Annotated in this window: 28 protein-coding genes, 1 tRNA gene and 1 pseudogene; 7 read left to right on the forward strand and 23 right to left on the reverse strand. The window is 62.6% G+C overall.

Translation table 11 applies throughout. The annotated features are described in order from the left end of the window. Window positions 1–25: 25 nt before the first annotated feature. The 7 genes from AC1D08_RS17970 to AC1D08_RS18000 form a co-directional block, all read right to left on the reverse strand. Complete coding sequence (locus AC1D08_RS17970; RefSeq protein WP_095084859.1) at window positions 26–904, reverse strand: 3-hydroxybutyryl-CoA dehydrogenase; 879 nt, start codon at window positions 902–904, stop codon at window positions 26–28. Window positions 905–1,021: 117 nt separating this feature from the next. After that, window positions 1,022–1,951, reverse strand: a complete 930-nt coding sequence (locus AC1D08_RS17975) for an electron transfer flavoprotein subunit alpha/FixB family protein (protein ID WP_457150783.1) — start codon at window positions 1,949–1,951, stop codon at window positions 1,022–1,024. A gap of 23 nt (window positions 1,952–1,974) precedes the next feature. Further along, window positions 1,975–2,724, reverse strand: coding sequence for an electron transfer flavoprotein subunit beta/FixA family protein (locus AC1D08_RS17980; RefSeq protein WP_095084857.1), 750 nt, complete (start codon window positions 2,722–2,724; stop codon window positions 1,975–1,977). A 180-nt stretch (window positions 2,725–2,904) separates the two neighbouring features. After that, complete coding sequence (locus AC1D08_RS17985; protein WP_095084856.1) at window positions 2,905–3,699, reverse strand: rhomboid family intramembrane serine protease; 795 nt, start codon at window positions 3,697–3,699, stop codon at window positions 2,905–2,907. A gap of 33 nt (window positions 3,700–3,732) precedes the next feature. Beyond that, on the reverse strand, window positions 3,733–4,314 hold the full coding sequence (locus AC1D08_RS17990; RefSeq protein ID WP_477423671.1) for a cob(I)yrinic acid a,c-diamide adenosyltransferase: 582 nt from the start codon (window positions 4,312–4,314) through the stop codon (window positions 3,733–3,735). An 18-nt stretch (window positions 4,315–4,332) separates the two neighbouring features. Then, entirely contained in the window at window positions 4,333–4,524 is a 192-nt protein-coding gene (locus tag AC1D08_RS17995) for a twin transmembrane helix small protein (protein WP_095084854.1), read from the reverse strand. A gap of 24 nt (window positions 4,525–4,548) precedes the next feature. Next, window positions 4,549–5,415 (reverse strand): SDR family oxidoreductase, encoded by an 867-nt coding sequence (locus AC1D08_RS18000; RefSeq protein WP_457150786.1) that lies wholly within the window; start codon window positions 5,413–5,415, stop codon window positions 4,549–4,551. 58 nt (window positions 5,416–5,473) lie between these two features. Here AC1D08_RS18000 and AC1D08_RS18005 point away from each other — a divergent pair, with 58 nt between their 5' ends. Further along, the gene (locus tag AC1D08_RS18005; RefSeq protein ID WP_095084852.1) at window positions 5,474–6,325 is read left to right on the forward strand and encodes a YihY/virulence factor BrkB family protein; all 852 of its coding nucleotides are present in this window, start codon (window positions 5,474–5,476) and stop codon (window positions 6,323–6,325) included. Here AC1D08_RS18005 and AC1D08_RS18010 read toward each other — a convergent pair. The 3 genes from AC1D08_RS18010 to gluQRS form a co-directional block, all read right to left on the reverse strand. Further along, window positions 6,295–7,209: a DMT family transporter gene (locus AC1D08_RS18010; protein WP_457150787.1), complete on the reverse strand. Its 915-nt coding sequence runs from the start codon at window positions 7,207–7,209 to the stop codon at window positions 6,295–6,297. The genes AC1D08_RS18005 and AC1D08_RS18010 overlap by 31 nt on opposite strands. 156 nt (window positions 7,210–7,365) lie before the next feature. Next, window positions 7,366–7,584, reverse strand: a complete 219-nt coding sequence (locus tag AC1D08_RS18015; RefSeq protein WP_095084850.1) for a hypothetical protein — start codon at window positions 7,582–7,584, stop codon at window positions 7,366–7,368. 139 nt (window positions 7,585–7,723) lie between these two features. After that, window positions 7,724–8,599: a tRNA glutamyl-Q(34) synthetase GluQRS gene (gene gluQRS / locus AC1D08_RS18020; RefSeq protein ID WP_457150788.1), complete on the reverse strand. Its 876-nt coding sequence runs from the start codon at window positions 8,597–8,599 to the stop codon at window positions 7,724–7,726. 72 nt (window positions 8,600–8,671) lie between these two features. On the opposite strand from gluQRS, the gene AC1D08_RS18025 reads away from it, so the two are divergent. Then, complete coding sequence (locus AC1D08_RS18025; protein ID WP_457150789.1) at window positions 8,672–9,313, forward strand: DNA-3-methyladenine glycosylase family protein; 642 nt, start codon at window positions 8,672–8,674, stop codon at window positions 9,311–9,313. A 127-nt stretch (window positions 9,314–9,440) separates the two neighbouring features. Continuing rightward, a complete protein-coding gene (locus tag AC1D08_RS18030; protein WP_006328497.1) occupies window positions 9,441–9,998 on the forward strand; it encodes an HNH endonuclease in 558 nt (185 codons plus the stop codon). Between the two features lie 165 nt (window positions 9,999–10,163). Here AC1D08_RS18030 and AC1D08_RS18035 read toward each other — a convergent pair whose 3' ends face one another. Together AC1D08_RS18035 and AC1D08_RS18040 are read right to left on the reverse strand one after the other, a co-directional pair. Beyond that, a complete protein-coding gene (locus AC1D08_RS18035) occupies window positions 10,164–10,682 on the reverse strand; it encodes a disulfide bond formation protein B (protein WP_457150790.1) in 519 nt (172 codons plus the stop codon). Window positions 10,683–10,764: 82 nt separating this feature from the next. Next, window positions 10,765–11,349 (reverse strand): YqaA family protein, encoded by a 585-nt coding sequence (locus AC1D08_RS18040; protein WP_457150791.1) that lies wholly within the window; start codon window positions 11,347–11,349, stop codon window positions 10,765–10,767. Between the two features lie 291 nt (window positions 11,350–11,640). Between AC1D08_RS18040 and AC1D08_RS18045 the strand changes: the two genes are divergently transcribed. Together AC1D08_RS18045 and AC1D08_RS18050 are read left to right on the forward strand one after the other, a co-directional pair. Next, window positions 11,641–11,725 (forward strand) — tRNA-Leu (locus AC1D08_RS18045). Between the two features lie 39 nt (window positions 11,726–11,764). After that, window positions 11,765–12,109, forward strand: coding sequence for a helix-turn-helix domain-containing protein (locus tag AC1D08_RS18050; protein WP_477423674.1), 345 nt, complete (start codon window positions 11,765–11,767; stop codon window positions 12,107–12,109). 32 nt (window positions 12,110–12,141) lie between these two features. On the opposite strand, the gene AC1D08_RS18055 is transcribed toward AC1D08_RS18050, so the two are convergent. Continuing rightward, entirely contained in the window at window positions 12,142–13,821 is a 1,680-nt protein-coding gene (locus AC1D08_RS18055; RefSeq protein WP_477299756.1) for an arylsulfatase, read from the reverse strand. A 111-nt stretch (window positions 13,822–13,932) separates the two neighbouring features. On the opposite strand from AC1D08_RS18055, the gene AC1D08_RS18060 reads away from it, so the two are divergent. Further along, window positions 13,933–14,046 carry a helix-turn-helix domain-containing protein gene (locus AC1D08_RS18060; RefSeq protein ID WP_457154737.1) on the forward strand — a complete coding sequence of 38 codons (114 nt, stop codon included), beginning with the start codon at window positions 13,933–13,935 and terminating at the stop codon, window positions 14,044–14,046. A gap of 50 nt (window positions 14,047–14,096) precedes the next feature. Here the strand turns inward: AC1D08_RS18060 and AC1D08_RS18065 are convergent, their stop codons facing one another. The 6 genes and pseudogenes from AC1D08_RS18065 to AC1D08_RS18090 form a co-directional block, all read right to left on the reverse strand. Then, window positions 14,097–15,032 (reverse strand): HlyD family secretion protein, encoded by a 936-nt coding sequence (locus AC1D08_RS18065; protein WP_457154738.1) that lies wholly within the window; start codon window positions 15,030–15,032, stop codon window positions 14,097–14,099. Next, window positions 15,029–15,268 carry a DUF3302 domain-containing protein gene (locus AC1D08_RS18070; RefSeq protein ID WP_095084844.1) on the reverse strand — a complete coding sequence of 80 codons (240 nt, stop codon included), beginning with the start codon at window positions 15,266–15,268 and terminating at the stop codon, window positions 15,029–15,031. Before AC1D08_RS18070 ends, AC1D08_RS18065 begins: the two co-directional genes overlap by 4 nt. Window positions 15,269–15,381: 113 nt before the next feature. Continuing rightward, entirely contained in the window at window positions 15,382–15,708 is a 327-nt protein-coding gene (locus tag AC1D08_RS18075; RefSeq protein WP_457154739.1) for a DUF1254 domain-containing protein, read from the reverse strand. Window positions 15,709–16,333: 625 nt separating this feature from the next. Continuing rightward, a complete protein-coding gene (locus AC1D08_RS18080) occupies window positions 16,334–16,540 on the reverse strand; it encodes a hypothetical protein (protein WP_143748743.1) in 207 nt (68 codons plus the stop codon). Between the two features lie 246 nt (window positions 16,541–16,786). After that, window positions 16,787–17,155: a cupin domain-containing protein gene (locus tag AC1D08_RS18085; RefSeq protein WP_477228424.1), complete on the reverse strand. Its 369-nt coding sequence runs from the start codon at window positions 17,153–17,155 to the stop codon at window positions 16,787–16,789. A gap of 89 nt (window positions 17,156–17,244) precedes the next feature. Continuing rightward, window positions 17,245–17,373: pseudogene (locus tag AC1D08_RS18090) on the reverse strand (IS1 family transposase); the annotation flags it as partial. Between the two features lie 229 nt (window positions 17,374–17,602). On the opposite strand from AC1D08_RS18090, the gene AC1D08_RS18095 reads away from it, so the two are divergent. After that, window positions 17,603–17,839, forward strand: coding sequence for a hypothetical protein (locus AC1D08_RS18095; RefSeq protein ID WP_477423677.1), 237 nt, complete (start codon window positions 17,603–17,605; stop codon window positions 17,837–17,839). A 231-nt stretch (window positions 17,840–18,070) separates the two neighbouring features. Here the strand turns inward: AC1D08_RS18095 and AC1D08_RS18100 are convergent, their stop codons facing one another. The 4 genes from AC1D08_RS18100 to AC1D08_RS18115 form a co-directional block, all read right to left on the reverse strand. Beyond that, on the reverse strand, window positions 18,071–18,379 hold the full coding sequence (locus AC1D08_RS18100) for a hypothetical protein (protein ID WP_477423679.1): 309 nt from the start codon (window positions 18,377–18,379) through the stop codon (window positions 18,071–18,073). A 244-nt stretch (window positions 18,380–18,623) separates the two neighbouring features. Beyond that, a complete protein-coding gene (locus tag AC1D08_RS18105) occupies window positions 18,624–20,279 on the reverse strand; it encodes an arylsulfatase (protein ID WP_477423681.1) in 1,656 nt (551 codons plus the stop codon). Window positions 20,280–20,648: 369 nt separating this feature from the next. Beyond that, window positions 20,649–21,929, reverse strand: a complete 1,281-nt coding sequence (locus AC1D08_RS18110; RefSeq protein WP_457153513.1) for a GNAT family N-acetyltransferase — start codon at window positions 21,927–21,929, stop codon at window positions 20,649–20,651. Further along, window positions 21,929–23,329 carry an oligosaccharide flippase family protein gene (locus tag AC1D08_RS18115; RefSeq protein ID WP_457153512.1) on the reverse strand — a complete coding sequence of 467 codons (1,401 nt, stop codon included), beginning with the start codon at window positions 23,327–23,329 and terminating at the stop codon, window positions 21,929–21,931. Before AC1D08_RS18115 ends, AC1D08_RS18110 begins: the two co-directional genes overlap by 1 nt. Between the last annotated feature and the right edge of the window lie 285 nt (window positions 23,330–23,614).

Genomic DNA, 23,614 nt, shown 5'->3' on the forward strand with positions numbered 1-23,614 from the left:
TCGGCCTATCAGCCCCCAGACCTGATTAGCGCGTCGGAACGGGATGCTCGCCGCGATAGTCGTAGAAACCGCGTCCGGTCTTGCGGCCGAGCCAGCCGGCCTCGACGTATTTGACCAGCAGCGGGCAGGGGCGGTATTTCGAATCCGACAGGCCGTCGTGCAGCACCTGCATGATCGACAGGCAGGTATCCAGCCCGATGAAATCGGCCAGCTGCAGCGGGCCCATTGGGTGGTTGGCGCCGAGCCGCATGGCGGTGTCGATGGCGTCGACCGAGCCGACACCCTCATAGAGCGTGTAGATCGCCTCGTTGATCATCGGCAGCAGGATGCGGTTGACGATAAAGGCCGGGAAATCCTCCGAGACCGTGATCGTCTTGTCGAGCTGCTTCACATAGGTCTTCGCCGCCTCGAAGGTCTGGTCCTCGGTGGCGATGCCGCGCACCAGTTCGACCAGCTTCATCAGCGGCACCGGGTTCATGAAATGGATGCCGATGAATCGCTCCGGCCGGTCGGTCTGCGCGGCAAGCCGCGTGATCGAGATCGACGAGGTGTTGGTCGCCAGGATGGCTTCGGGATTGAGCTGCGGACAGAGCTGCGCATAGATCTTGCGCTTGACCGTCTCGTCCTCGGTCGCTGCCTCGATCACCAGATCGGCGCCGGCAAGATCGGCCATCGCCGGGGCGGAGGCTATACGCGCCATCGCCTCGTTGCGCACCTTCTCGTCGAGCTTGCCTGACCCTACCTGGCGGGCCATGTTGCCGCTGATGGTGGCGATGCCCTTCTCGATACGGTCGGGCGATATGTCGTAGATCAGCACCTTGTAGCCCGAAAGCGCGGAGACATGGGCGATGCCGCCGCCCATCTGGCCCGCGCCGATGATGCCGATCGTCTCGATCTTGCTCATTACACCGATCCCGTCAAAAGGCCTTTGCGGCCTGCTTTTTGTGCGGTGCAAACTAAAAGGGCGGGGCGACTTCGTCTACCCCACCCTTCACTATTTAATACGCTTTGGCAGAGAGCGTCAAAGCGCCTTTTGCAGTTCCGGCAGGATGACGAAGAGGTCGCCGACGAGGCCGTAGTCGGCGACCTGGAAAATCGGCGCCTCCTCGTCCTTGTTGATGGCGACGATGACCTTCGAATCCTTCATGCCGGCGAGGTGCTGGATGGCGCCGGAAATGCCCACCGCAATGTAGAGATCGGGGGCGACGACCTTGCCGGTCTGGCCGACCTGCCAGTCGTTCGGCGCATAGCCGGCATCCACCGCGGCGCGCGAAGCGCCGACGGCGGCACCAAGCTTGTCGGCGACCGGCAGGATGACTTCCTGGAACTTCTCCGAGGAGCCCAGCGCGCGACCACCCGAGATGATGATCTTGGCCGAAGTCAGTTCCGGGCGGTCGGTCTCCGAGAGCTTGTTCTCGACGAAGGTGGAGAGGCCGGGATTGGCTGCCGCCTTGACGGTCTCGACCGCGGCCGATCCGCCCTCGGGGGCTGCCTGGAAGGAGGCGGTGCGGACAGTGATAACCTTCTTGGCGTCGGTCGACTGCACCGTCTGGATGGCGTTGCCGGCGTAGATCGGCCGCTTGAACGTATCGGGCGAGACGACTTCGATGATCTCGGAAACCTGCGCGACATCGAGCAGGGCCGCCACGCGCGGCGCGACATTCTTGCCCGACGAGGTCGCCGGCGCGATGATGGTGTCGTAACCGCCCGCGAGCGACACAACGAGTGCCGCGGTCGGTTCGGCGAGGCGCTCGGCAAGCTCTTCGGCCTCGGCCAGCAGCACCTTGCTCACGCCCTTCAGCTTGGCTGCGGCGTCGGCCGCACCCTTGGCGCCCTTGCCGGCAACCAGCACATGCACGTCCGAACCGATCTGCAGGGCTGCGGAGAGTGCCTTGGCGGTCTGGTCGGAAAGGGTGGCGTTGTCGTGTTCAGCAATCAGAAGAATAGCCATTTTCGTGTTCCTTTCCCGATCGCTTACAAAACGCCGGCTTCGTTCTTGAGCTTGTCGACCAGTTCGGCGACGCTCTTGACCTTGACGCCTGCCTTGCGGCCGCTCGGCTCCTCGGTCTTGATGACCTTCAGCCGCGGCTTGACGTCGGCGCCGTAGTCGGCCGGGCTCTTYTCGTCGAGCTGCTTCTTCTTGGCCTTCATGATGTTGGGCAGCGAGGCRTAGCGCGGCTGGTTGAGRCGRAGGTCSGCGGTSACGATCGCCGGCATCTTCAGCTCCACCGTCTGCAGGCCGCCGTCGACTTCGCGCGTCACTTTGGCCTTGTCGCCGTCGATCACCACCTTGGAGGCGAAGGTGCCCTGCGCCCAGCCAAGCAGGGCCGCCAGCATCTGGCCGGTCTGGTTGGAATCGTCGTCGATCGCCTGCTTGCCAAGGATGACGAGGCCGGGCTGTTCGGCGTCGACGACGCCCTTCAGCACCTTGGCGACGCCGAGCGGCTCGGTCTGTTCGTCGGTCTTGACCAGGATGGCGCGGTCGGCACCCATGGCAAGCGCGGTGCGCAAGGTTTCCTGCGCCTGCTGCGGACCGATCGAAACGACGATGATCTCTTCGGCCTTGCCGGCCTCCTTCAGCCGGATCGCCTCTTCAACCGCGATCTCGTCGAACGGGTTCATCGCCATCTTGACGTTGGCGAGTTCCACCGCCGAACCATCAGCCTTCACGCGAACCTTGACGTTCGCATCCACAACCCGCTTTACGGGCACAAGGATCTTCATTGCCTGTCACCTCTTCAAGATAATTAGGCGCGCTATAACAGCCTGCGCCCTTTCTGAGTTGTCGAAAGCCGACATTCCGGATGGAAATTCTGGTCTTTGACCGCCTTAGGCTGGGACGGAGACGTTTCCGTAGTTGCGGCAACCCTGCACGTCAATACGCCGCAAGGCGCTCAAATCGGTTCAGTCCGAGCCGGAAGCGTTTCCTCGCCCCCAGCGCGGCGTTGCGGCAGGCGGGTCGGGGGTCACCGGTTCGGCCGCAGGCTGGTCAGCGGGAGCGACAGGGACATCCTCGTCGGGGCCGGCAAACAGCGGCACGCCGCGGCTGCGCAAGACAAGCACCAGAATGGCGCCGGCGATGATGCCGCCGATGTGGCAGGCCCATGAAATCCGGTCCTCACCGCCTGCGGCAAACATCACCACCTGGAACGCCACCCACAGGACCAGCGGGATGAAGGCCGGAATGCGCAGCGGGATGCGGGCAAAGGCCAGCACCCACACCTTCACGCGCGGATAAAGGATCAGATAGGCGACAACCACGCCGGCGATGGCGCCGGACGCACCGATCAGCGGCACCTGCGAATCCCAGGCGATGAGGCCCTGGAAGGCGGCTCCGGCGATCGCGCACAACAGATAGAAGATGAGGTAGCGGACGTGGCCGAGGGCGTCCTCGACATTGTCGCCGAACACCCACAGGAACAACATGTTGCCGCCGAGGTGGAAGATGTCGGCATGCAGGAAGGAATAGGTGAGGTAGCTCAGGCTTTCGGGGACGACAACAAAGCGAGGATCGAGCTCAGCGGTGTCATGGACGACGGCCGGGATGAAGCCGAGGCCGAGCACGGCGGCATTGGAGAAATTCTCGCCGCCGAGCGCGGTGGCGAAGTAGACCAGGGCGTTGACCACGATCAACCCGATCGTCACATATTGCAGGCGGATGTGCCGCAGCCTGTTGGTGTCGTAAAGCGGGATGAACATCGGTCCCCTGGCCCCCTCGCGCTTTCGGACAGTTCAGCGGTTCTTGCCGGGAACCCATAGCACGTCGGCATTTCCATTGTCATTGACCGCCCGGGCGGCGACAAACAGGAAATCCGAGACGCGGTTGATGTATTTCAGCCCGTCGGGGTTGACGTGCTCGCGGGGGTCCTGGGCCAGGGCCACCATCAGCCGTTCGGCCCGCCGCGCCACGGTGCGGGCGAGATGCAGGGCGGCGGCGGCCGGCGTGCCGCCGTTCAGCACGAAGGATCTGAGTGGCTGAAGGTCCTTGTTGAGCAGGTCGATATCCTTTTCGATCCGGTCGGTCTGCGTGCCGATGATGCGCAGCGGCTCATAGCCGAGCGGCTTGCCGTCATCGGGCACGGCGAGATCGGCGCCGAGGTCGAAGAGATCGTTCTGGATGCGGGAAAGCATGGCGTCGATCGCCGGGTGGGTTGTCGCGGTGTGGACCCGGGCGATGCCGATGCAGGCATTGGCTTCATCGACCGTGCCGTAGGCGTCTACCCGCAGATCGGACTTAAGCCGCCGTTCGCCGGTGCCGAGACCGGTGGTGCCATCATCGCCGGTGCGGGTGTAGATCTTGTTGAGCTTGACCACATCGCCTCCCGAACGGTCTCACTTGCGGGTGAAATACACCGCCAGCAGGATCAGCGCCAGCGCCACGGCCTGCAGCAGAACACGCGCCTGCATCAGCTTGTTCGAGGTGACGCCGGACCCGCCGCGCATCATGTTGATGAGACCGCGAACGAGGACGATCACCACGGCGACCATGACCAGAATGGCGAGGATGTTGAAGACGGTTGCCATGGTGTGTTTCCCAGTTCGGTTGGTTCAGGCGCGTTTGGCAAGGAAGCGGTAGAGTATAGATGCCGGCAGGATGCGTTTGAGCGCCGCACCGATCTTAGCCGGCACTGTTACCACATAGTGCGGGCGCGGGCGCCGCGACAGAAGCGCATGGCGCAGCGCCGCATGTACCACTTCCGGCCCCGGCTTCAGTGCCGATTGGCTGCCGCCGGCCCGCAACCTTGCCAGTTGCGCCTCATAGTCGAGGCGGTGGACCGAATTCTCGTGATCGATGTTCTGCAGGAACCATGGCAGCGCATTGCTGGCGATTTTCGACTTTACCGGCCCGGGTTCGATCAGCGAGACATGGATGCCACTGCCCCTGAGTTCCTGATGCAGGCACAGCATCAGACCCTCCAGCGCGTGCTTCGAAGCCGAATAGGCGCCGCGAAAGCGCACCGGCGCGAGGCCGAGGATCGACGAGCAGTGGACGATGCGGCCATGGCCCTGGCGTCGCATCACCGGCACCAGCCGCCGGGTCAGGTCGTGCCAACCGAAGAAATTCGCCTCGAATTGCTGCTTGAGCGCCGCCACCGGCAGATCCTCGACGGCGCCGGCTTGCGCGTAGGCGCCGTTGTTGAACAAGGCGTCGAGCCGGCCGCCTGTGCGATCCAGAACCGATGCGACCAGCGCTTCAATGGATGCGGCTTCAGTGTAGTCGAGATAGAAGGCCTCGATGCCGTCCGCTTCGAGTGCGGCGATGTCGTCCGGCTTGCGTGCCGTCGCGAACACCCGCCAGCCTTCCGCCTTCAATGCGCGGGCGCAGTAGGCGCCTATTCCCGAAGAGGCGCCGGTAACGATGATCGAGCGCAACGCTTGCGCCTGACTGTTCGTGGTTTCGCCAAGGGTTGCCATTTGCCGCAATCCCTTCCCATATTCGCGGCGTCGAGACAATCGAAGGGAGCGCGGGTTCTTGCTGCGGAATATTGTCGCCCTGCGCCGCGTGCTCTACGACGCGCTCGGCCATTTCAACACCGATGACGGCTGGGCAATGGCCAGCCATCTGGCCATCACCTCGCTGATGGCGCTGTTTCCGTTCCTGATTTTCGCCACGACGCTGGCGAGTTTCCTCGGCGCGCAGGCGTTCTCCGACACGGCCGTGCATCTGGTCTTCGACACCTGGCCCGAGCAGATCGCCAAGCCGATCGCGCGAGAGGTGCTCAATGTGCTGACCGTCAGGCGCACCGACCTGTTGACCTACGGCGTGCTGCTTGCCGCCTACTTTGCCTCGAACGGCATCGAGGCGTTGCGCACGTCGCTCAACCGGGCCTATCGCGTTTCGGAAACGCGCGGCATCATCTACCGCCGGGTGCAGAGCATCATCTTCGTTCTGATCGCGACGGCCGGTTTCCTGGCGATAAGCGTGCTCCTGGTGTTCGCGCCACTGCTGGCGCGGCTCGCGGAAGCCCATATCGAAGGGATCAAGCCCTATATGGGCACGATCACGCTGTGGCGCTACGTCATCGCCTCGGTGGTCATCGTCGGCGGATTGTTTGCCGTGCATTTCTGGCTGCCGGCGGGCAGGCGCCGCTTTGTCTCGATCATACCGGGCATCATCTTCACGCTGGCGGCATGGCTCGTCGGTTCGACCGTCTTCGCCACCTATCTCGATCACTTCTCGTCTTATGTGACGACCTATGCCGGCCTCGCCTCGATCATGATCGCGGTGGTCTTCCTTTATATGCTCTCGGCGATCTTCATCCTCGGCGGCGAACTCAATGCCGCGATCAGCCGCTATCTGGAGGCGCGCGCCCGAGTCGGTTGATTGAAAGGCCGAGGCTTGGTCTGTCGAGCCGTTGCCAGGCCGACGCCGAATGTCGTGATCGCCATGCCGACAATCTGCAGCGCGTTGAGCTGCTCGTCGAACAGGGCCCAGGCGATGATGGCCGTCACCGCCGGCACTAGGTAGAACAGCGAGGCCACTTTCGACATCTCGCCGTCGCGGATCATCACCATCAACAGGAAGATGGCGCCGAGCGACAGCACCAGCACCAGCCAGGCCATGGCGAAGATCAATTCGCCGTTGATGACGACGGTGCGTGTCTCGAAGGCGAGCGAAGCCAGGATCATCAAAGAGGCGCCGCCGACATATTGCCACATGGTCGCCGCGACGAGGTCGCCGCCGGAGGCAAAACGCTTCTGCCAGATCGTACCTGCACTCATGCCGAGCACCGAGACCAGCGAGGCGGTCAACGTCGCCGCCGTCACGCCACCGCCGAGCGCGCCGAGCTTCGGCCACAGCACGATGACGATGCCGATGAGGCCGATGCCAAGGCCGGCCCAATGACGCGGCAGGATCGCCTCGCCGAGAAACTTGCCGGCAAGCACGGCCGTGATCAGCGGCTGCAGGCCGACGATGAGGGCCGAAAATCCGGCCGGCATGCCCCGGTGGATGGCCCAGAAGACGGCGCCGAGATAGACGCCATGCATCAGGATGCCGGCGCCGGTGGCGTGCAGCGCTTCAGTGCGGGTGGCTCTCTTCGATCCCAGCACGAGCATCAGGACGGCCAGCAGGATCGCAGCCAGCACGAAACGCCCGGCAAGAAAGGTGAACGGCTCGGCCCACGGCATGGCGTAGCGCGCGCCGATGAAGCCGGTTGCCCACAGGACAACGAAGGTGGCGGGGATGAACCGCTTGAAGCTGTGCATGTTCGGGAAACCGCCGCACTGGGGGAGAGTTGATCGTGGCGCTGCTCTAATGCGGTTCAAGCCGGCGCGCAAAACGAAACGATTGATCCATACATCATTGGAATTCAACCGACGGCGAATTCGGCTCGGTTTGAGATTTCGGCGACCGATTTCTTGTTACCAGCTGCACCCCGGCCACTTGATAAGCGGGCTGTGCCCATAGACGGCTTCCCTGTCGTCAAACGACTTGACCACCGACCATACCGGATCGCCGTTGTCGTCGGTCTCGTTGCCCACCATGACCGAAACGATATGGTCTGGGTACTTGGCGCCCTCGATTGCCGTCAGCCTGTCGCAAACGCGCGCCTTTTCTTCGTCAGTCAGATGTCGCTTCATGGAAGCCTCCACCGCTTGGCGCCAAGCATACAGAAGTTTTGACCGGCACGCGACGGGCGGTTGATGGCAATTGACGACGGGGCAAAGTTCAAACCGACATGACCCGAATTCGCCACGCGGTTTCTCTGGCCCGCCAGGCTCAAAGGCCGACCATCCGCCTGATGTCGTCCGGCGATGCGCCGGCATGGCGCAAGGCGGCAAGGCCGGTGTCGCCGAAGCTCTTGGACAGCTTTCGTCCATCCGGCCCGAGGATGAGGCGATGATGGAAATAGGCCGGCTGCGGCAGTCCGAGGAGTTCCTGCAGCAGGCGCTGCACGCCGGTGGCGGAAAACAGGTCCTGTCCGCGCACGACATGGCTGACGCCTTGCAGGGCATCGTCCATGACGACGGCGAGGTGATAGCTGGTCGGGATGTCGCGGCGCGCCACGATTACGTCGCCCCAGTCCTGCGGCCGGGCATTGATCGCGCGTGTCGCGACGAGCGCCTCATCGCTGAATTCGGCCCATGCGAGGTCCTTGCCGACACGCGCCACGGCGGCATCGATATCCAGCCGCCAGGCGAAGGGCGCGTTCTCGGCGATCCGTCGCTTGCGCTCCTTCACCGGCAGCGCCTTGTCGGCGGCGGGGTACAGCGGCACGCCATCTGGATCGCGAGGCCAGTCGCGTCCGCGCTGTTCGCTGTCGGTGATGAATGCCCGGATCTCGCCACGGCTCATGAAGGCGGGATAGACGAGTTCGTCCCGAATCAGCCGGTCAAGCGTCGTCTCGTATTCCGCGAAGTGCTCGGACTGGCGGCGCACCGGCTGTTCCCAGCCAAGCCCCAGCCACTTCAGATCGGCAAGCAAGCCGGCCTCGAATTGCGGCGTGCAGCGTGTCGTGTCGATATCCTCGATGCGCAGCAGCAGGCGGCCGCCTGCGGCGTCAGCCAATTTCTGATTGAGCAGCGCCGAATAGGCGTGGCCGAGATGCAAGTCGCCGTTGGGGCTGGGGGCGAAGCGGAATGTCAGGAGTGTCATTTGTCCGGCGGCAATCAGGTTTTGCGGCGCTTCGCCAATTGCTACCCTGTCGAGGGTCAAGGAACAAGAAACATGCAGCGCATTGCCACATCAGACGACATTGCCCGGGGGCTCGATGCGCTTTGCCTGATCGACCCGCGCCTGGAAAAGGTGCGCGGCATGGCCGGCGAGGTGCCGCTGCGGCTTTCCGAGCCCGGGTTCCGAAGCCTGGCCTCGATCATCGTCTCGCAGCAAGTGTCCCGCGCCAGCGCCGATGCGATCTTCGGCCGGCTGACCAAACTCGTCGATCCGCTGACGCCGCAGGCGATTCTGGCCGCCGGCGAAGACATGTTTCGCGAGGCGGGCCTGTCGCGGCCGAAGCAGCGCGGGCTGATTGCCATTGCCCAGGCTGTGGCCGACGGGCTCGACCTCAATCACCTCTGTTCGCTCGACGCCCAGGAGGCGATCACGACGATGACGGCGGTGTCCGGGATCGGCCCGTGGACGGCGGAAGTGTATCTCTTGTTCGCCGCCGGCCACCCCGACATTTTTCCGGCGCGCGACGTTGCCTTGCAGAGCGCGGTCGGTCACGCGCTCGGCATCGAGCCGCGTCCGCCGGAGAAAACACTGATCGCACTGGCCGAATCATGGAGCCCGTGGCGAGGTGTCGCATCGCGGCTTTTCTGGTCCTATTATCGCGAAACCAGAGGTCGGGAAGCCGCGCCGCCGGCTTAATCCGCAAAAAGGCATGAAAATCACGCATTTTTGGCGCTTCAGCGACGCGACAATCCGCTTCACATCCCTGTCATGTCAGGCTTACAGTATCCGCGCCATTCGGGTCTAGAACCAAGGAGGTAAACACGTGACGGTCGCCGTATCTCCGGATGGGCTTCCAGCACTGGTGCTGAATGCGGATTACCGTCCGCTCAGCTATTACCCTCTGTCGCTCTGGTCCTGGCAGGATGCCATCAAGGCGGTGTTTCTCGACCGGGTGAACATCGTCGCCGAATACGAGCACGCCGTCTCCTCGCCGACCTTCTCGATGAAGCTACCGAGCGTCGTCAGCCTGAAGGCCTATGTGAAGCCGTCCAGGCACCCGGCCTTCACCCGCTTCAACGTCTTCCTGCGCGACCGCTTCCAGTGCCAGTATTGCGGCACGCCGGAGGACCTGACCTTCGATCACGTCATCCCCCGCCATCGCGGCGGCGCCACGACGTGGGAGAATGTCGTTGCCGCCTGTTCGCCCTGCAATCTCAGGAAGGGCGGCATGATGCCGGCGCATGCCAAGATGTGGCCGCTGCAGAAACCCTTCCAGCCGACGGTGCACGATTTGCACAACAACGGCCGCCTGTTCCCGCCCAACCATCTGCACGAAAGCTGGATGGATTATCTGTACTGGGATGTCGAACTCGAACCGTAGAGTTCGGCACAAATCCGCCATGCTGGCCGCCTGACGCGGCTTTCTGCGCTTCCGGTGCTCACGTACCTGAGTACGCTCCGCTCCGGTTCTCGAAAGCCGTGCCATCCGACTCAGCCTGCCGAATTTTTGCGCGAACTCTGCGTCGCGCCGGCCAAACGAATTTGCTCAGTCGCGGGTGAGGGCGCCGCGGAAGGCGACGGCGGCCAGGACGAGGCTGGCGATGGCGTTCCAGCCGGCCAGCGACAGGCCGAGGATGCGCAGCGCCGCCTTGTCGCAGGAGGGCGGCACGAATTTGTCGAGCGCGTCGAGCACGCCCTTGCCGCCGGTGTCGACTGGCCCGGCGCCGGCGGTGCAATCGGTCGGGCCGGCCCACCACTGCCATTCGACGCCGGAGTGATAGACACCGAGATAGAGGCCGTAGAGCATCAGCAGGCCGCCTATGGCCAGCAGGCCGCGCGTCAGCCATGCCGGCGCGTGCAGCATGGATGCAAGCACCGCCAGCAGCATCAGCGGCGCGCCGATGTAGTAGGGCGTGCGCTGCTCAAGGCAGAGGTGGCAGGGGATGTAGCCGCCGAGATACTGGAAGCCCAGCGCCGAGCCCACGGTAGCGGCCATCGCGACGGCGAGAAACAAGGCGGTGCGCGTCCGCTGGCGTCCGGTGTCGGCATTCATGGTCGCTGTCATCGTGTTCTTCGTCCGTTGAGTTCGCCGCGCTCTTTGTCCCTGTCCTTGTCCCAACAGCGCCGGGCATTTTTGGGCGACAGGACTAGAACGCGTATTTGACGAGGATATAGAGCAAAATCAGGGCAGCCGCGCCGGCGCCGGCGATCAGTCCGAGACGCTTTTCGATGAATTCGCGGATCGGCTCACCGAAGCGGCGCAGCAGCCAGGCCAGCAACAGGAAGCGGGCGCCGCGCGCGACGATGGCCGAGATGATGAAGATCAGCAAATTGACGTGCAGGGCGCCGGCAAGGATGGTGACGACCTTGATCGGCGGCAGGTGCGCGAGACCGGACGTAACGAGCAGCACCAGCATCAGGCCGGTGCCAGAATTCTGCCAGTGCTCGAAGGTCGACAGGCCGCCGAAATGCTCCAGGATCGGACGGGCGACGGCGTCGTAGGCGAAGTAACCGATCATCCAGCCGGCGATGCCGCCCAGCACCGAGGCGGCCGTGGCGGTCAGCGCATAGCGGTAGGCGCGGTCGGGGCGTGCCAACGCCATCGGCAGATAGAGCACATCGGCCGGTACGAAGAAGAACGAGCTCTCAATGAAGGCGATGATGGCAAGCCACCATTCCGCGGATTTCCTTGCCGCCAGCGACAAGGTCCAGTCGTAAAGTCCGCGAAGCATCGGCACTCCTAATGCGTGTCGCCCAAAAATGCGCAGCGGTTTCGGACATTGGCATGCACAACCAACGGGCATGCACAAAACAAAGACCCAAAGCACGCGCCATCTGTTCTGTCAGACGCGCCGCACTTTGATGCGCCGCCTGTCTAGAAAGATTTTCCGCGCTGCACAATGGCAGCGCCGTCACGAAATCGAAAGGTGAAGTTTGGTCGCATCCGGGCCATCGACAATTGGCCAGTTGACGAACAGGCCTCCAACCGTATAGTCCGCGCCCATCCAGGCCGCCCGGCCTGAGCCCCTATGGCGGAATTGGTAGACGCGCTCGACTCAAAATCGAGTTCCGCAAGGAGTGCTGGTTCGATCCCGGCTAGGGGCACCACTGACAACCCGTCAGATCAAGGACCGAGAGGTCAAGGTCGTGGCGCTGGATTTGCCGCCTTCGCACATGATGTTGAAGACCGAGGACGCCTTCACCGGGCGGATGTTCGATTCGATCAACGGGATGCTGCTCGACATGCTCGCCGCCATCGCCCGCAAGGACTACGACGACCGTCGCCGCAGGCAGGCTCAGGGGATCGCCAAGGCCAAGGCTGAAGGGCGCATGAAGGGTCGCCCAGAGGACGCCGGCCGTAACGAGGCGATCATGGACATGCTGCGGAAGGGGCAGAGCTGGAACACCATCGTGAAGGCGACAGGAGCCTCTCGCTCGACCCTGTCGAGGTTGGCGAAGCGGCTCCAGGTGCCTCGTGTACAGCGAGCGTGACGTGGTCGGCACCACGCTACGGTCTCATTGTGTCAGCCTCCTTGCGGCGCCTGCAACTGCTCCATGATCTGGTCGACGCTGAAGCTCGCAGGCCGCTGGCGTGGCGGAAACGCTTTGAACGTCCCGATGAATTGCGCGACCGCGACCTGTGTCGGCACAACAAGGAAGGCGCGCTTCAGCATCCAGTCGTTCCAGGTGTTCGATGTGATACTCGCCCGCTCGTACGGGTCCATACGCAGGTTGTACATCGTCGGTCCCCTCATGCAGACAAACGGTTCGCGCCAGACGGCCAGCCCCCCCTCGGCGCGCTGCTCGCAGAACTGCATCTTCCAGCTCTCCACGCGGACCGCCACCAACTGGCCGTCGTCGTTGAAGTAGAAGAACTCCTTTCGCGCCGACTTCTCCTGTTGCCCGGTGAGATATGCAAGCTGGTTGTAGCCGTCGAGATGCACCTTGTAGGTCTTCCCGCCGATGTCCCAGCCGTTGAGCAGCCTATCCTTCACGTCGGTATCGCCGACCGCTGAGAGTAGCGTCGGGAACCAGTCCAGCCCCGATATGATGTCGGTCGACACGCTTCCGGCCTGGATGTGACCTGGCCAGCGTACAAAGGCGGGCACGCGGTAGGCGCCCTCCCAGTTCGAGGCCTTCTCGTTGCGGAACGGTGTCATGCCCGCGTCCGGCCATCCGTTCAAATGCGGACCATTATCAGTGGTGTAGATTAGGATGGTGTCGTTCGCGATACCGAGATCGTCGAGCGCCTTGAGCAGCTTGCCAACGTCGCCATCATGCTCGATCATGCCGTCGGCATATTCATTGTCCGGCATGCCGCTCTGGCCTCGCATTGACGCCCGCACGTGAGTGATGAAATGCATGCGGGTTGAGTTGAACCAGCAGAAGAACGGCTTACCCGCTTGCTTCTGACGCTGGATGAAGTCGATTGCCGCCGCGCTTGTTTCGTCGTCGATCGTCTCCATGCGCTTCTTGGTCAGCGGTCCGGTGTCCTCGATAGTCTGCTTGCCGATCTTCCCGAAGCGTGGGTCCTCGGTCGGATCGTCAGTGTCCGAGGCCTTACACTTCAGAACGCCGCGCGGTCCGAACTTTGCTCTAAAGGCCGGGTCCTTCGGGTAGTCGGGGTTCTCCGGCTCCTCCTCGGCATTGAGATGATAGAGGTTGCCGAAGAACTCATCGAAGCCATGCACCGTCGGCAGGAACTCGTTGCGGTCGCCGAGATGGTTCTTGCCAAACTGGCCGGTGGCGTAGCCGAGCGGCTTCAGCGCCTCGGCGATTGTGATGTCCTGCGGCTGCAGGCCGAGCGTTGACCCCGGAAGGCCGACCTTGGACAGGCCGGTTCTGAGCGTCGCCTGCCCGGTGATGAATGTCGAACGCCCTGCCGTGCAGCTCTGCTCGGCATAGTAGTCGGTGAACATCATGCCTTCGCGGGCGAGGCGGTCGATGTTCGGCGTGCGATAGCCCATCACGCCGAATGTATAGGCGCTTATGTTTGATTGCCCGATGTCGTCGCCGAAGATGACCAGGATGTTCGGCTTGCCGTCGGCCGCCGCCGTGGGTTGGTCCTGGGCCTGGGCAACCCGTGTCTCACCCATGAGAGTTGAGGCAGCCGCAAGTGCGCTGCCGCCAAGCAGGATGCTGCGTCGGCTGACAGACATGGTCGGCGGCGCTGCGGACTGATCTCGCTTTCGTTCATTGAGCATAGCGCGCTCTCCTCCAAGCTCGCGCCCCCTGCCAAATGGAGTTTCTGCCGTTGTGCGATTGTTGCCAAGGACCTTCATGCGGTTCCGGACGCCGAGCGCAACGAGGCGATCATGGCCATGCTGCGCAAGGGGCAGAGCTGGAACACCATCGTGAAGGCCACCAACTGCTCACGGTCGACGCTCGCGAAGCTGGCGAAGCGCCTCGAACCAATCGGGGGCAGGTAGGCAAGCGCCTTGGCCTGTTCTTGCCGCCGCCTCTGGCTGGCGCGGCCGGTTCAGAACGGGTTGACGTAGTTCAGGATGGCACTTTGTCTAAGCACAACTTGCCGTATCACATGCGCCGCCTTGACATGATCGGTGTAAATGGCGGCAACGCCAGTGCTTCCCGCTGGGAGCCGTTGCCCGACCGTCTGATCGTCGAGTTTGAAGCGCACTACAAAGGGAGACGCCTGCACCTCCGACGGCGCCACGGCGAGGCCTCCCGGCTGCGACTGCCCGGTGGCAATCGCCTGAATTACCGTCTCAACCTTGCCTTCAAAGACCTCGCCGGGAAGCGTCTTGAACGTGACCTCGACCGGCTGACCAGCCTTGATGTAGCGCGCATTGTTCTGGGCTATCTCGGCGCCAAAGATGGTGTCGGATGTGTCGATGAAGGCCATGACGGGTGATTGGCCGTTGACACGCGCTCCCTTGCGAAGGGCGAGGTTCGTCACATAACCGTCGGTTGGCGCACGAACAGTCGTCTTGTCGAGGTTCCATTTCGCCCCGTCGAGTTCCGCCTGAAGCTGGTCACGCTCGGCCTGGCGCTGCTCGACATCGAAGGCGCGTCCGACATCGTTCTTCTGAAGTTGTGAGAACTGACCAAGCCGCAGCTCGGCCAGCTTGAGCTGCGCCTCGATGCCGCGAACCTGTGCCTCGTAGATCGTCGGGTCGATGCGGAAAAGAACATCGCCTGCCTTGAGCTGCGTGTTAGCAAGCACAGGGACGTCGATGACTTCGCCCGCCACGGACGGAATGATCTGTACGGAGTTACGCTGCACTGCGGCTGGCCCGGACGGCGCTCCCCACCCCATCGGGATGAACAGGCCGATGAGAAGAGCCAGCAGCACGATGACCGGGGACAGCTTCCAAAACAGGTTGAATGGGATAAACCTCAGCCAGACGAAGAGGGCGAGAAGCGCAATGTAGCCATTGAGAAGGACGACGATCATTTGGTCGCGTCCCTCTTTTCCGGGAAGTCGACATAGGCCCAGATCAGCACCAGCGGCCAGAAAACGAAGCCGAAGATCAAGGTTGCCCAGCTACCAACTGCCACCGCTTGCGCCCAGGGATGGCCACGCTTGCGTGCAATACGGCCCGGCATGGCCCCCAGCGCCACGACGACCGCAACAAGTGTCGCTATGACGACGAGGAGGACTATCCAGGCGAAGATGTCGATGAAGGTCATGTCGCCGCTCCACGCTGTCAATCGCCGGTTCCAGCCTTTCCGACACTCTTTCCACGTTCGCGTCAGGACGAACCGGAGCGCTGGTGTACCCCAGTCAGATCGCAAGTTGACCGTTACCCGGAGGAATACAGGATATCGACATTCGGACGGACAACGGCCTTGAAGTCCGAAGGAGGGAACGCCTTCGCGTGGCTGAACTGATTGTACGGTGCTTGGGTGACGATCCCAGTTGGTTCAGCATAGTTGGTGCCCTGTGTGAAGGCATCCATCAACATCAGCGGATAGGCGTAGACATAGGCGTCTCTTGCTATCTCGGACGCCTGCTCCTCGGACACAATCTGAGCTGATGTCGGCACAGGCAGAGAGGCAGCTAACAGCACGGCAAGCGGCATACGGATCATTTGCCAGTCCTCCATTCTGACGACGGCAATCGTCAGCAAGGGTCTCGCCCATCGGTGGCGCACACAAGTACGTAACGGTAACGCCGCGTAACCATGGCGCGGCCTTTTGCCGGTGTCGTTCGCTCTCCCTGCTGTTAGACGCTTGCCTGCCCGATGATACGGGGTGGCCATCTTGAGGGATACCGGATTGACGTATTGGGCGGCGAGGCGCGAACGCAAGACTGAGGTGAAGAGGCGGGCTTAGGAGCCGCGCAGCATGTTTAGCCGCAGTCGCGTGGTTGGATGCAGCAAGCCGGCCAGAGCGGGCACGGAGGACGGGCTGGACACTCGGTTCTGTCGGTCCCACGCGGATCACTACGCGCGCCACGGGAGCGCGTACAGATTGACGACTGCGTGACCATCCTCCTCGACGGCTTGGTTCTGGACCCTGCGACACAGATCAGGCACGAGACCAGCGCCGCGACTGTGAGGGAATACCGGGCCGGTATGCGCGCCGACAAAAGAGGCTGGAACATTAGCGGGCTTGAATTGTTGAGTTCATGCTTCGGACGCCGCTGCTTGGCTCCGTCGCAGGCTGGTGGGCACATCGGCCGGCCCGCGCCAGCGGTCCCTCCGTGGCGCGGGCTTTGAGGCCGGACAGTGGCTGCGGCGCCTCGGACGGGGTTCAAATAAATGGTGGACAATACCACCAGAAAGCTTTGGCTTCCTCTTCAGGCGTCATCGGACGGACCTCCCATGAGTCCGTTTTCGCGATGTAACGTGTCCAAATGGGCGTGCCTTCTTCGCTGACGCTTTCGTGCCAGGCGGTAAACCCCATCATTGGCAATAAAGCTTCTCGGAGCGATCGAAGCTGCAGTGCTGCCGTGTGCATGCGAATGACCTCCCTTGGCTGGGCGCCGCCACCGATTCGTGCCCGCCTCACCCCGGCACAACGTCGTAGCGTTGCCGACCGTCTTCAGCGGTCCGGCGGCCATAGCGGTGGCTCGGGGTTTGACCGCCGGGCCTTACCGGCAAAGAGGGGTGGGTTTGCCGGCTGGCAAATTATAGGCTGTTTATTTGAATATTCAATTTCTCTAAAATGACGGCAGTGGGTCAGTCTGAAATTTGTCGATGTGAATCAATCTGCGATGCCAACGAGAAGCAGGCCAACCGCCTCTTGACCTTGGACTAGCGACCGGTGGCCCTTGCTGTCCTTGTCATTGAGCAAGAGAACATCACCCCGCCGGAAGTCGGCTGAAGTTCCGTCGGTGGTCGTGATTTTGAGGTGACCTTGGAGCAACACCACCAATTGCCTGCGCGGCGTCGCATGGTATTGCGGGTCCCATCCGGGCGGCAATTCAAGAAATACACCGGTCGTCATCGGCGTTTCGGGAGACGCGCCTATGGGAGCAGATGGAGGGGCAAAGTCGCGTGCCGCAAGATTCACCGCAACATTGCGCAAGTGCGTCTCGCTAACTTCGTCAGCATATATTTCCGTGATTTGCATTGGCTTCCCCCGAATGTTTAGGCGGCAACGTGCTTCTTGTAACACGCTTGCGGTCAATCTTCGCCTGTTCCGCTTCCACCAGCGCAACAATAGTGCAAAGCCACCGAGTTTGCATCAGCTTCAACCTTCTTGGAAAACACGTTTGTCAGACGGGTGAAGCGGCGCATGTGCATCCGCATTGTCAGGTTCTGACGTTCCGCGAATGATGTGCTGACATGCTTGAATGCATATTGCATCCGTCAAATTTCAAACTGACCCACTACCAGAATGATCGGTCCGCAACCAACCGCGCAGCGGCCCGTTGACCCTATGCTGGTTTTGATCCCCAGCATCCATTTCTGGCCCGCCGCCGCTCCGAGGCGCGACACCAGCCGGCTCGGTTTGGTTGGAACTTGGATTGGGTTCGAGAGTTTATGGCGCGCGACCTTTGCATGGAGGTGGCTAGCCATGAGGATCAAAGTTACACCAGAGCTCTGTAACGTTGCGGCGGCGGCCGACGAAATTGTGAGCGAGGCGAAGGGGAAGGCTCCCCTTTCTGTCACACTGGCGGTTTCCCGACTCCGACAGAAAACCGGATCGATGCGATCGGATGCCGATCTAGAGGCTCTTGTCGCAAAGATAGCTGCGGCTCGCGGAGTAGCCCTGGTGATGGACAGGAAGGCTGATCAATTCGCACCGGGGTGAACAGCAGTGGCGGCGTTGGCGTTTGAGACGGTCTATCTTTTCGGCCTGACAGGGGACGACCTGTTAGGCGGGCTCGTATCGCTGGTGGCGTGCACGTTGCTTTTCAACGCTTTGGCGAAGGATAGCTCAAACCCATAACCGTGCGTACGAGGTCGAAGCAGAATCGGGTCCATCGTGCATCACGATGCTGGCGTTGCGGATCGATTGAGGAATCCGTAGAAAGAAAGGGCCTCAGAGTGGCGTCCTGCGCTGCTTTGGCCGGTATCTCTCGATGAGCCTGACCATATCGATTTCGACCGTCACCAGCGGTCCCAGTTCGATTGTCACCGTCTCGCCATCGATCCGGGTGACCTCGCCAACAAGCTCGATCTGATCTCCCCGCTGCACCTTGGTGCGGATCGAATGCGCAAAATCATAGCTTCGGATCGATTGCGGGCAATCATAGTTCGGGACCGACACGCTGACGCGCTCATCGTCAATCCGCCTGCGCACAGTGGCCGTGACCCCCACCAGATCTCCAATGCCAATTGCCAAAGTCATGCAGCGTACCGGCCACTCCGGTGGGTTTGTTACTGCCGCACTGATTAATTTATGGGTATATTAGCAACTGCGCAATTACGCCTATTGGCGGTAGAAAGCCGTTGGCGACCACACGTTGCCTTACCTCCGAAGCGGGACGTGGCGCGGAATATGCGACGGCATCATCATATCGGGGAGAGGATCGCGAACGGAGCCTACGCCGGTTGAACCGGCGCGGCCCGCTGAAAGGTTTCGTCAGCTGGCTTCAGTTCTTGCTAGCGCCGCCGGCTTCCTGGAGTTTTGCCAGCACCTGGTCGAGCGAGAAGCTGCCCGGCTTCTGCCGCGGCGGGAACGCGACAAAGCTTTGAATGTACTGGCCTACGAAGGCCTGCGCCGGCATGAGCAGATACGTCCGATCGAAGCGCCACCTGATATATTCGGCCCCTTCATGCTGGGCGCGTTCAAACGGATCGGCTCGCAGGTCGAAGATTTTGGGCACCCGCAAGGCTACGAACGGTTCCTGCCACACGTCGAAGCCCTCCGCCCGCTGCTCCAGGAAAAGGATCTTCCAACGGTCATAGCGCAAGGCGGCGAGGTTTCCGTCGTCGGTCCAGTAGAAGAACTCCTTGCGAGGGTCGGGGCCGGTACCGGCCAGCAGATCGTGCTGGTCGTAACCGTCGAGGTGGACCTTGAAGGTCTTGCCCGCAGCCTCGTAACCGGTCAGGAGCTTCTCCTTGACGTCCGGCTCGCCGGCTGCCGCCACCAGAGTCGGAACCCAATCCTCGTGCGAGACGATGTCGTTGATCTCTGTGCCAGGCTTGACGACCCCCGGCCAGCGGATCATGCCGGGAACGCGGTAGCCGCCCTCCCAACTGGTGTTTTTCTCGCCATGGAACGGCGTCGTGCCGCCATCGGGCCATGAAAAAACTTCGGCGCCGTTGTCGGTGGTCCACAGCACGATGGTGTTGTCGGCAATACCTAGATCGTCCAGCTGCTTGAGAATCTGGCCGATATAGCCGTCGAGTTCGACCATGCCGTCAGCCTCCAGTCCCAAGCCGGTCTTGCCTTCCGAGTCGGGCTTGAGATGGGTGTTAATATGCATGCGGGTCGTGTTGAACCAGCAGAAGAATGGCTTACCGGCCTTGTGCTGCCGATCGATGAAGTCCTTGGCCGCGCCCAGGAATTCCTCATCGACCGTTTCCATGCGCTTTTTGGTGAGCGAGCCTGTGTCCTCGATTTTCTGCTTGCCGACCCGGCCGAAGCGGGGATCTTCGGTGGGATCATCCGTGTCGGTGGCGGTGCATTTGAGCACGCCGCGCGGGCCGAATTTCGCGCGGAACTCTGGCGATTTCGGATAGTCCACATTCTCCGGCTCTTCCTCGGCATTGAGGTGGTAGAGATTGCCGAAGAACTCGTCGAAGCCGTGGACGGTGGGCAAGAACTCGTTGCGGTCGCCGACGTGGTTCTTGCCGAACTGGCCGGTGGCGTAGCCCTGCGGCTTGAGCAACTCGGCGAGCGTCGGGTCCTTCCCCGACAGTCCTTCCGGGGCGGCCGGCAGACCGACTTTGAGCAAGCCGGTGCGGAAGCAACTCTGCCCGGTGATGAACGCCGCGCGTCCCGCGGTGCAGGACTGCTGGGCGTAGAGGTCGGTAAAGATTGCGCCCTCATTGGCGATGCGGTCGATGTTGGGCGTGCGGTAGCCCATCATGCCTCTGTTGTAGGCGCTGATGTTCCAAAAGCCGATATCGTCGCCAAAGATGACGAGGATGTTCGGTTTGCCACCCGCCGCCTGCGCGGGCTGGATCGACGGCCGCGATGTGAGGGTGGCGGCTGCCGCCGCTAGCGCGGTGCCTCCAAGCAGGACGCTGCGTCGGCTGAGGGTACTGCTATCGATTTCGTGTTCTTGCTGCTGTTTGGCCATTGCTCGCTCCCTTGGGCACGCCTACCCAAGCCAGTCTTTAGCGGCCCGACATGATGTCACCCTGCGACTGGCGATGACGCGAGGTAAGTACGTTACTGTTACATCTCGTGGCGTAATCAAGGTGCGCCCTTGATTGGCGTGGCTCTTCGCCAACCCCGGCCGTGCCGATGCCCGAATATGCCGGCGGCGCGACGGGATGAAGGCCAGAAACCGGGTGATCCCTCGGCGACCGCACGGGCGATCCCGGCGGTCGTGGATGCGCTGGAGCGGTCGCTGCGCCTGTTCCCAGGGGGACGGTTGCCGAACAGGCCTATGCCAGGCGCCTGGCTACCTGGGAAGCCTGGGCATCGGTTACCACCAAGCTCTGGTCTACCGCCGTCCCAGCAGGCTCTTCATGCGGATGCGCAGCAGGCGGGCCATGTTGCGGGTTTCGCGGTAGAGATGCAGCTGCGAGGCGGCCTGGCGGGTGAGGCGATCGGCATCCGGCGTCAGGCCGATCACCAGCGTGCCCATCGGCTTGCGCTCGGTCCATAGCCGGCTCATCACCGGATGGTCGGGCATGGCGCAGGAATCGGTCATCATGATGTTGGGATCGTCGAGATGCTGCCTGGTCACCTCGATCATCAGCAATGTGCCGGGCGAATAGGCGGCCAGCGTCTCGTCATAAGCCGTCTTCCAGGTGTAGGCGACGCCGGCTTCGACGTACACGATCAGGCAAGCAATCGTGCGGCCGTCGAGCGTCAGCGAATGGATGCGGCACATGTCCTGTTCGGCCAGCCGGTGCACGGCCTCGCGGGCGAAGGCGGCGCGGTAGCGGTCGATCGCCATGGCGGTGCGTTCGCGGCCTTTCCAGCCGGCCGCTTCCAGCGTCAGGAAGCTTTCGATGGCGTGGCGGATCTCTTCAGGGCCGCGCGCCACGACATGCTCCAGTTTGCCGAGGTCGCCGAGGCGCCGCTTCAGCCGGCGGAACTCGCGAAAATGATGCGCGCGCAGCGAGGCCTTCAGATACTCGTCCCCGTCGGCTTGGCTCTCCAGCGCGGGGCGCTGGGTCTGGCCGGTGGTGACCAGCATCAGGCCGCGCGTCTCGGCCACGGTGGCGAACAGGCTGGCCACCGGGCCGTCGAGCCGGATATCGGGCAGGACGAAGACTTTCGGCAGTTTCAGGTGCGGGCGCGAGAGCATCGAGAAGAAGTCCTCGACGACGCCGACCGGGTCGTCGCGGTCGACCAGCGGCGTGCCGAGCGGACCGAACGGGCTCGACCATGTGCGCATGACCGGAACGCCGAGCGGCATTCCCGGCCGTTCCACCGAGAACGGCACCAGAAGGCGCAGCCGGTTGCGGTATTCGTCGCCGTCGCGGATCACCGCCAGCCGCACCTCGCGATCCTCCAGCCGCGGCATGGCCGGCGCCAGGAAGCGTGGGTTGAAGAAGACGTTCGGCTCGACCGTGCGGGTGCAGAGGTAATCCAGTTCCTCGACCAGGTCGAAGCCGGCCGATGCCGGGTAGATGGCGAGTTTGCGCTCCGGCCGGTTGTTGGCGAGGATCTCGATATGGGCGGGGTCGGGGTCGCGGGTCAGCCCGGCGAGGCCGGACACCATGGCGCCGGCGGTGCCGCCGCTGGTTTCCTCAAGCAACGGGATGGCGGCCATCACGCGGCTCCTTTCGCAGGCACGAAGATAAGCATGACGATGCCGAGCTTGCGCCATACGGTGAAGGACAGCGCACAGGCTTCGAAGATCATGGCAAAGGCGGTGGCCATCGCCGCGCCCCACAGGCCGAAATGCGGGATCAGCATCACGTTGAGGCCGATGTTGAAGGCCAGCGTCATGGCATAGACGGCAGCGCAGATGTTCTGATTGCCGCTCATCGTCAGCAGGCTTTCGCACGGACCGACGGCGGCGCGCGCCACGACGCCGAAAACGAGCAGGAACAGCAGCGGATAGCCACTGCTGAATTCAGGGCCGAACAGCACCAGCATCGGCTCACCCAGCGCCAGCACCATCATCGCCATCAGCAGCGAGGGCCAGAATGTCCACGATACGGTCTCGCGGGCGAAGGCGGCGAGCTTTTGCGGCTCGCCATGGGTGAACTGCGCATAGCGCTGGGCAACGCCGGCCTTGACGGCGAAATAGACGAAATGCACCAGCGCCAGCGTCTTGACGGTGGCGAAATAGACGGCGACGTCGTTGGGATCCATATAGGCGCCGACCATCAGCACGTCGGCGTTGGTGAGCAGGAAAAAGAAGCTTTCAACCAGGAAGATCGGCAGCGACACGAGGAACCATTGCGCGAAATGGACCTTCATCGGCCCGGCCGGGATCCGCCTTTCCATGCGTTGGGTAACGCCGATGAGCTGACCGAGCGTGGTGACATACGTGGCGGCGATCGAAGCGAAGATGGCGGTCCTGGCGTCGGGCGCATAGCCGGCGGCCAGCATCAGCGCCATGAACAGCAGGATCAGCACCGGGCGTACCAGATAGGTCGGCGACAGCGCGAACAGCGCCCATGAATTGGCGCGCGCCAGCCCTTGCAGCAAATCGGACATGGCGATCATCGGCAGGCAGATGACGCCGAGGATGAACGGCACCACGTAGTAGTTCTCGATCCATGGCGCGGCCAGCCAGACGCCGAGCGCGCCGAGCCCGGCGATGAGCGTGGAGGCGATCAGCACGAACAGCCGGCTGGCCAGCACGATGCCGCGCAGTTCGGCCAGCATGCCGCGCTCGCGGTATTCGGGGATGAAGCGGATGACCGAGGTGTGGAAGCCGAGGCAGGCGAGGTTGCCGACGATGACCATCGTCACCCAGACGAGGACGAAGATGCCGTATTCGAACGAGCCCATCCAGCGCGCCATCAGCACCTGGCTGACGAAGGCGATGACGGCGCTGATGATGCGGATGGAGAAAGCGATGACCGACATGCGGCCGGCCTCGCCGCGCTCGTCGGCGGTGAACAGCACGGCATCGATGCGGCCAAGCAACGGCCCGATGCGCAGCGCCAAACGCTGCGGCAAGAACCGCCCGGCTGTCGTGGCCGCGGAAAAGCGCACCCCGATTACTCTCCGTTTTCCGCCTCTTTTTCAGGCGTCGGTGTAGCAAAGACACATTAAGAAACGGTTGGGTGAGGAGTGGTCCGCGCAGCGGACGAAAAGCCAACGATTTGGCTTTTCGAGCGACGAACGGTGAAGACCCGGTCCGCCTTCGGGCGGATCAAAAGGTCCGGTGGACCTTTTGAAGGGGATGAAGGCCCGAAGGGCAGGGAGCCATAGCGAAGGGCCGGCACGGCCGCCGGTGCGCAGGACTGGTAAATAAATCTGCTGGCATGAACAGACTTC

It is taken from the genome of Mesorhizobium sp. P2_E6 (genome assembly GCF_056403835.1).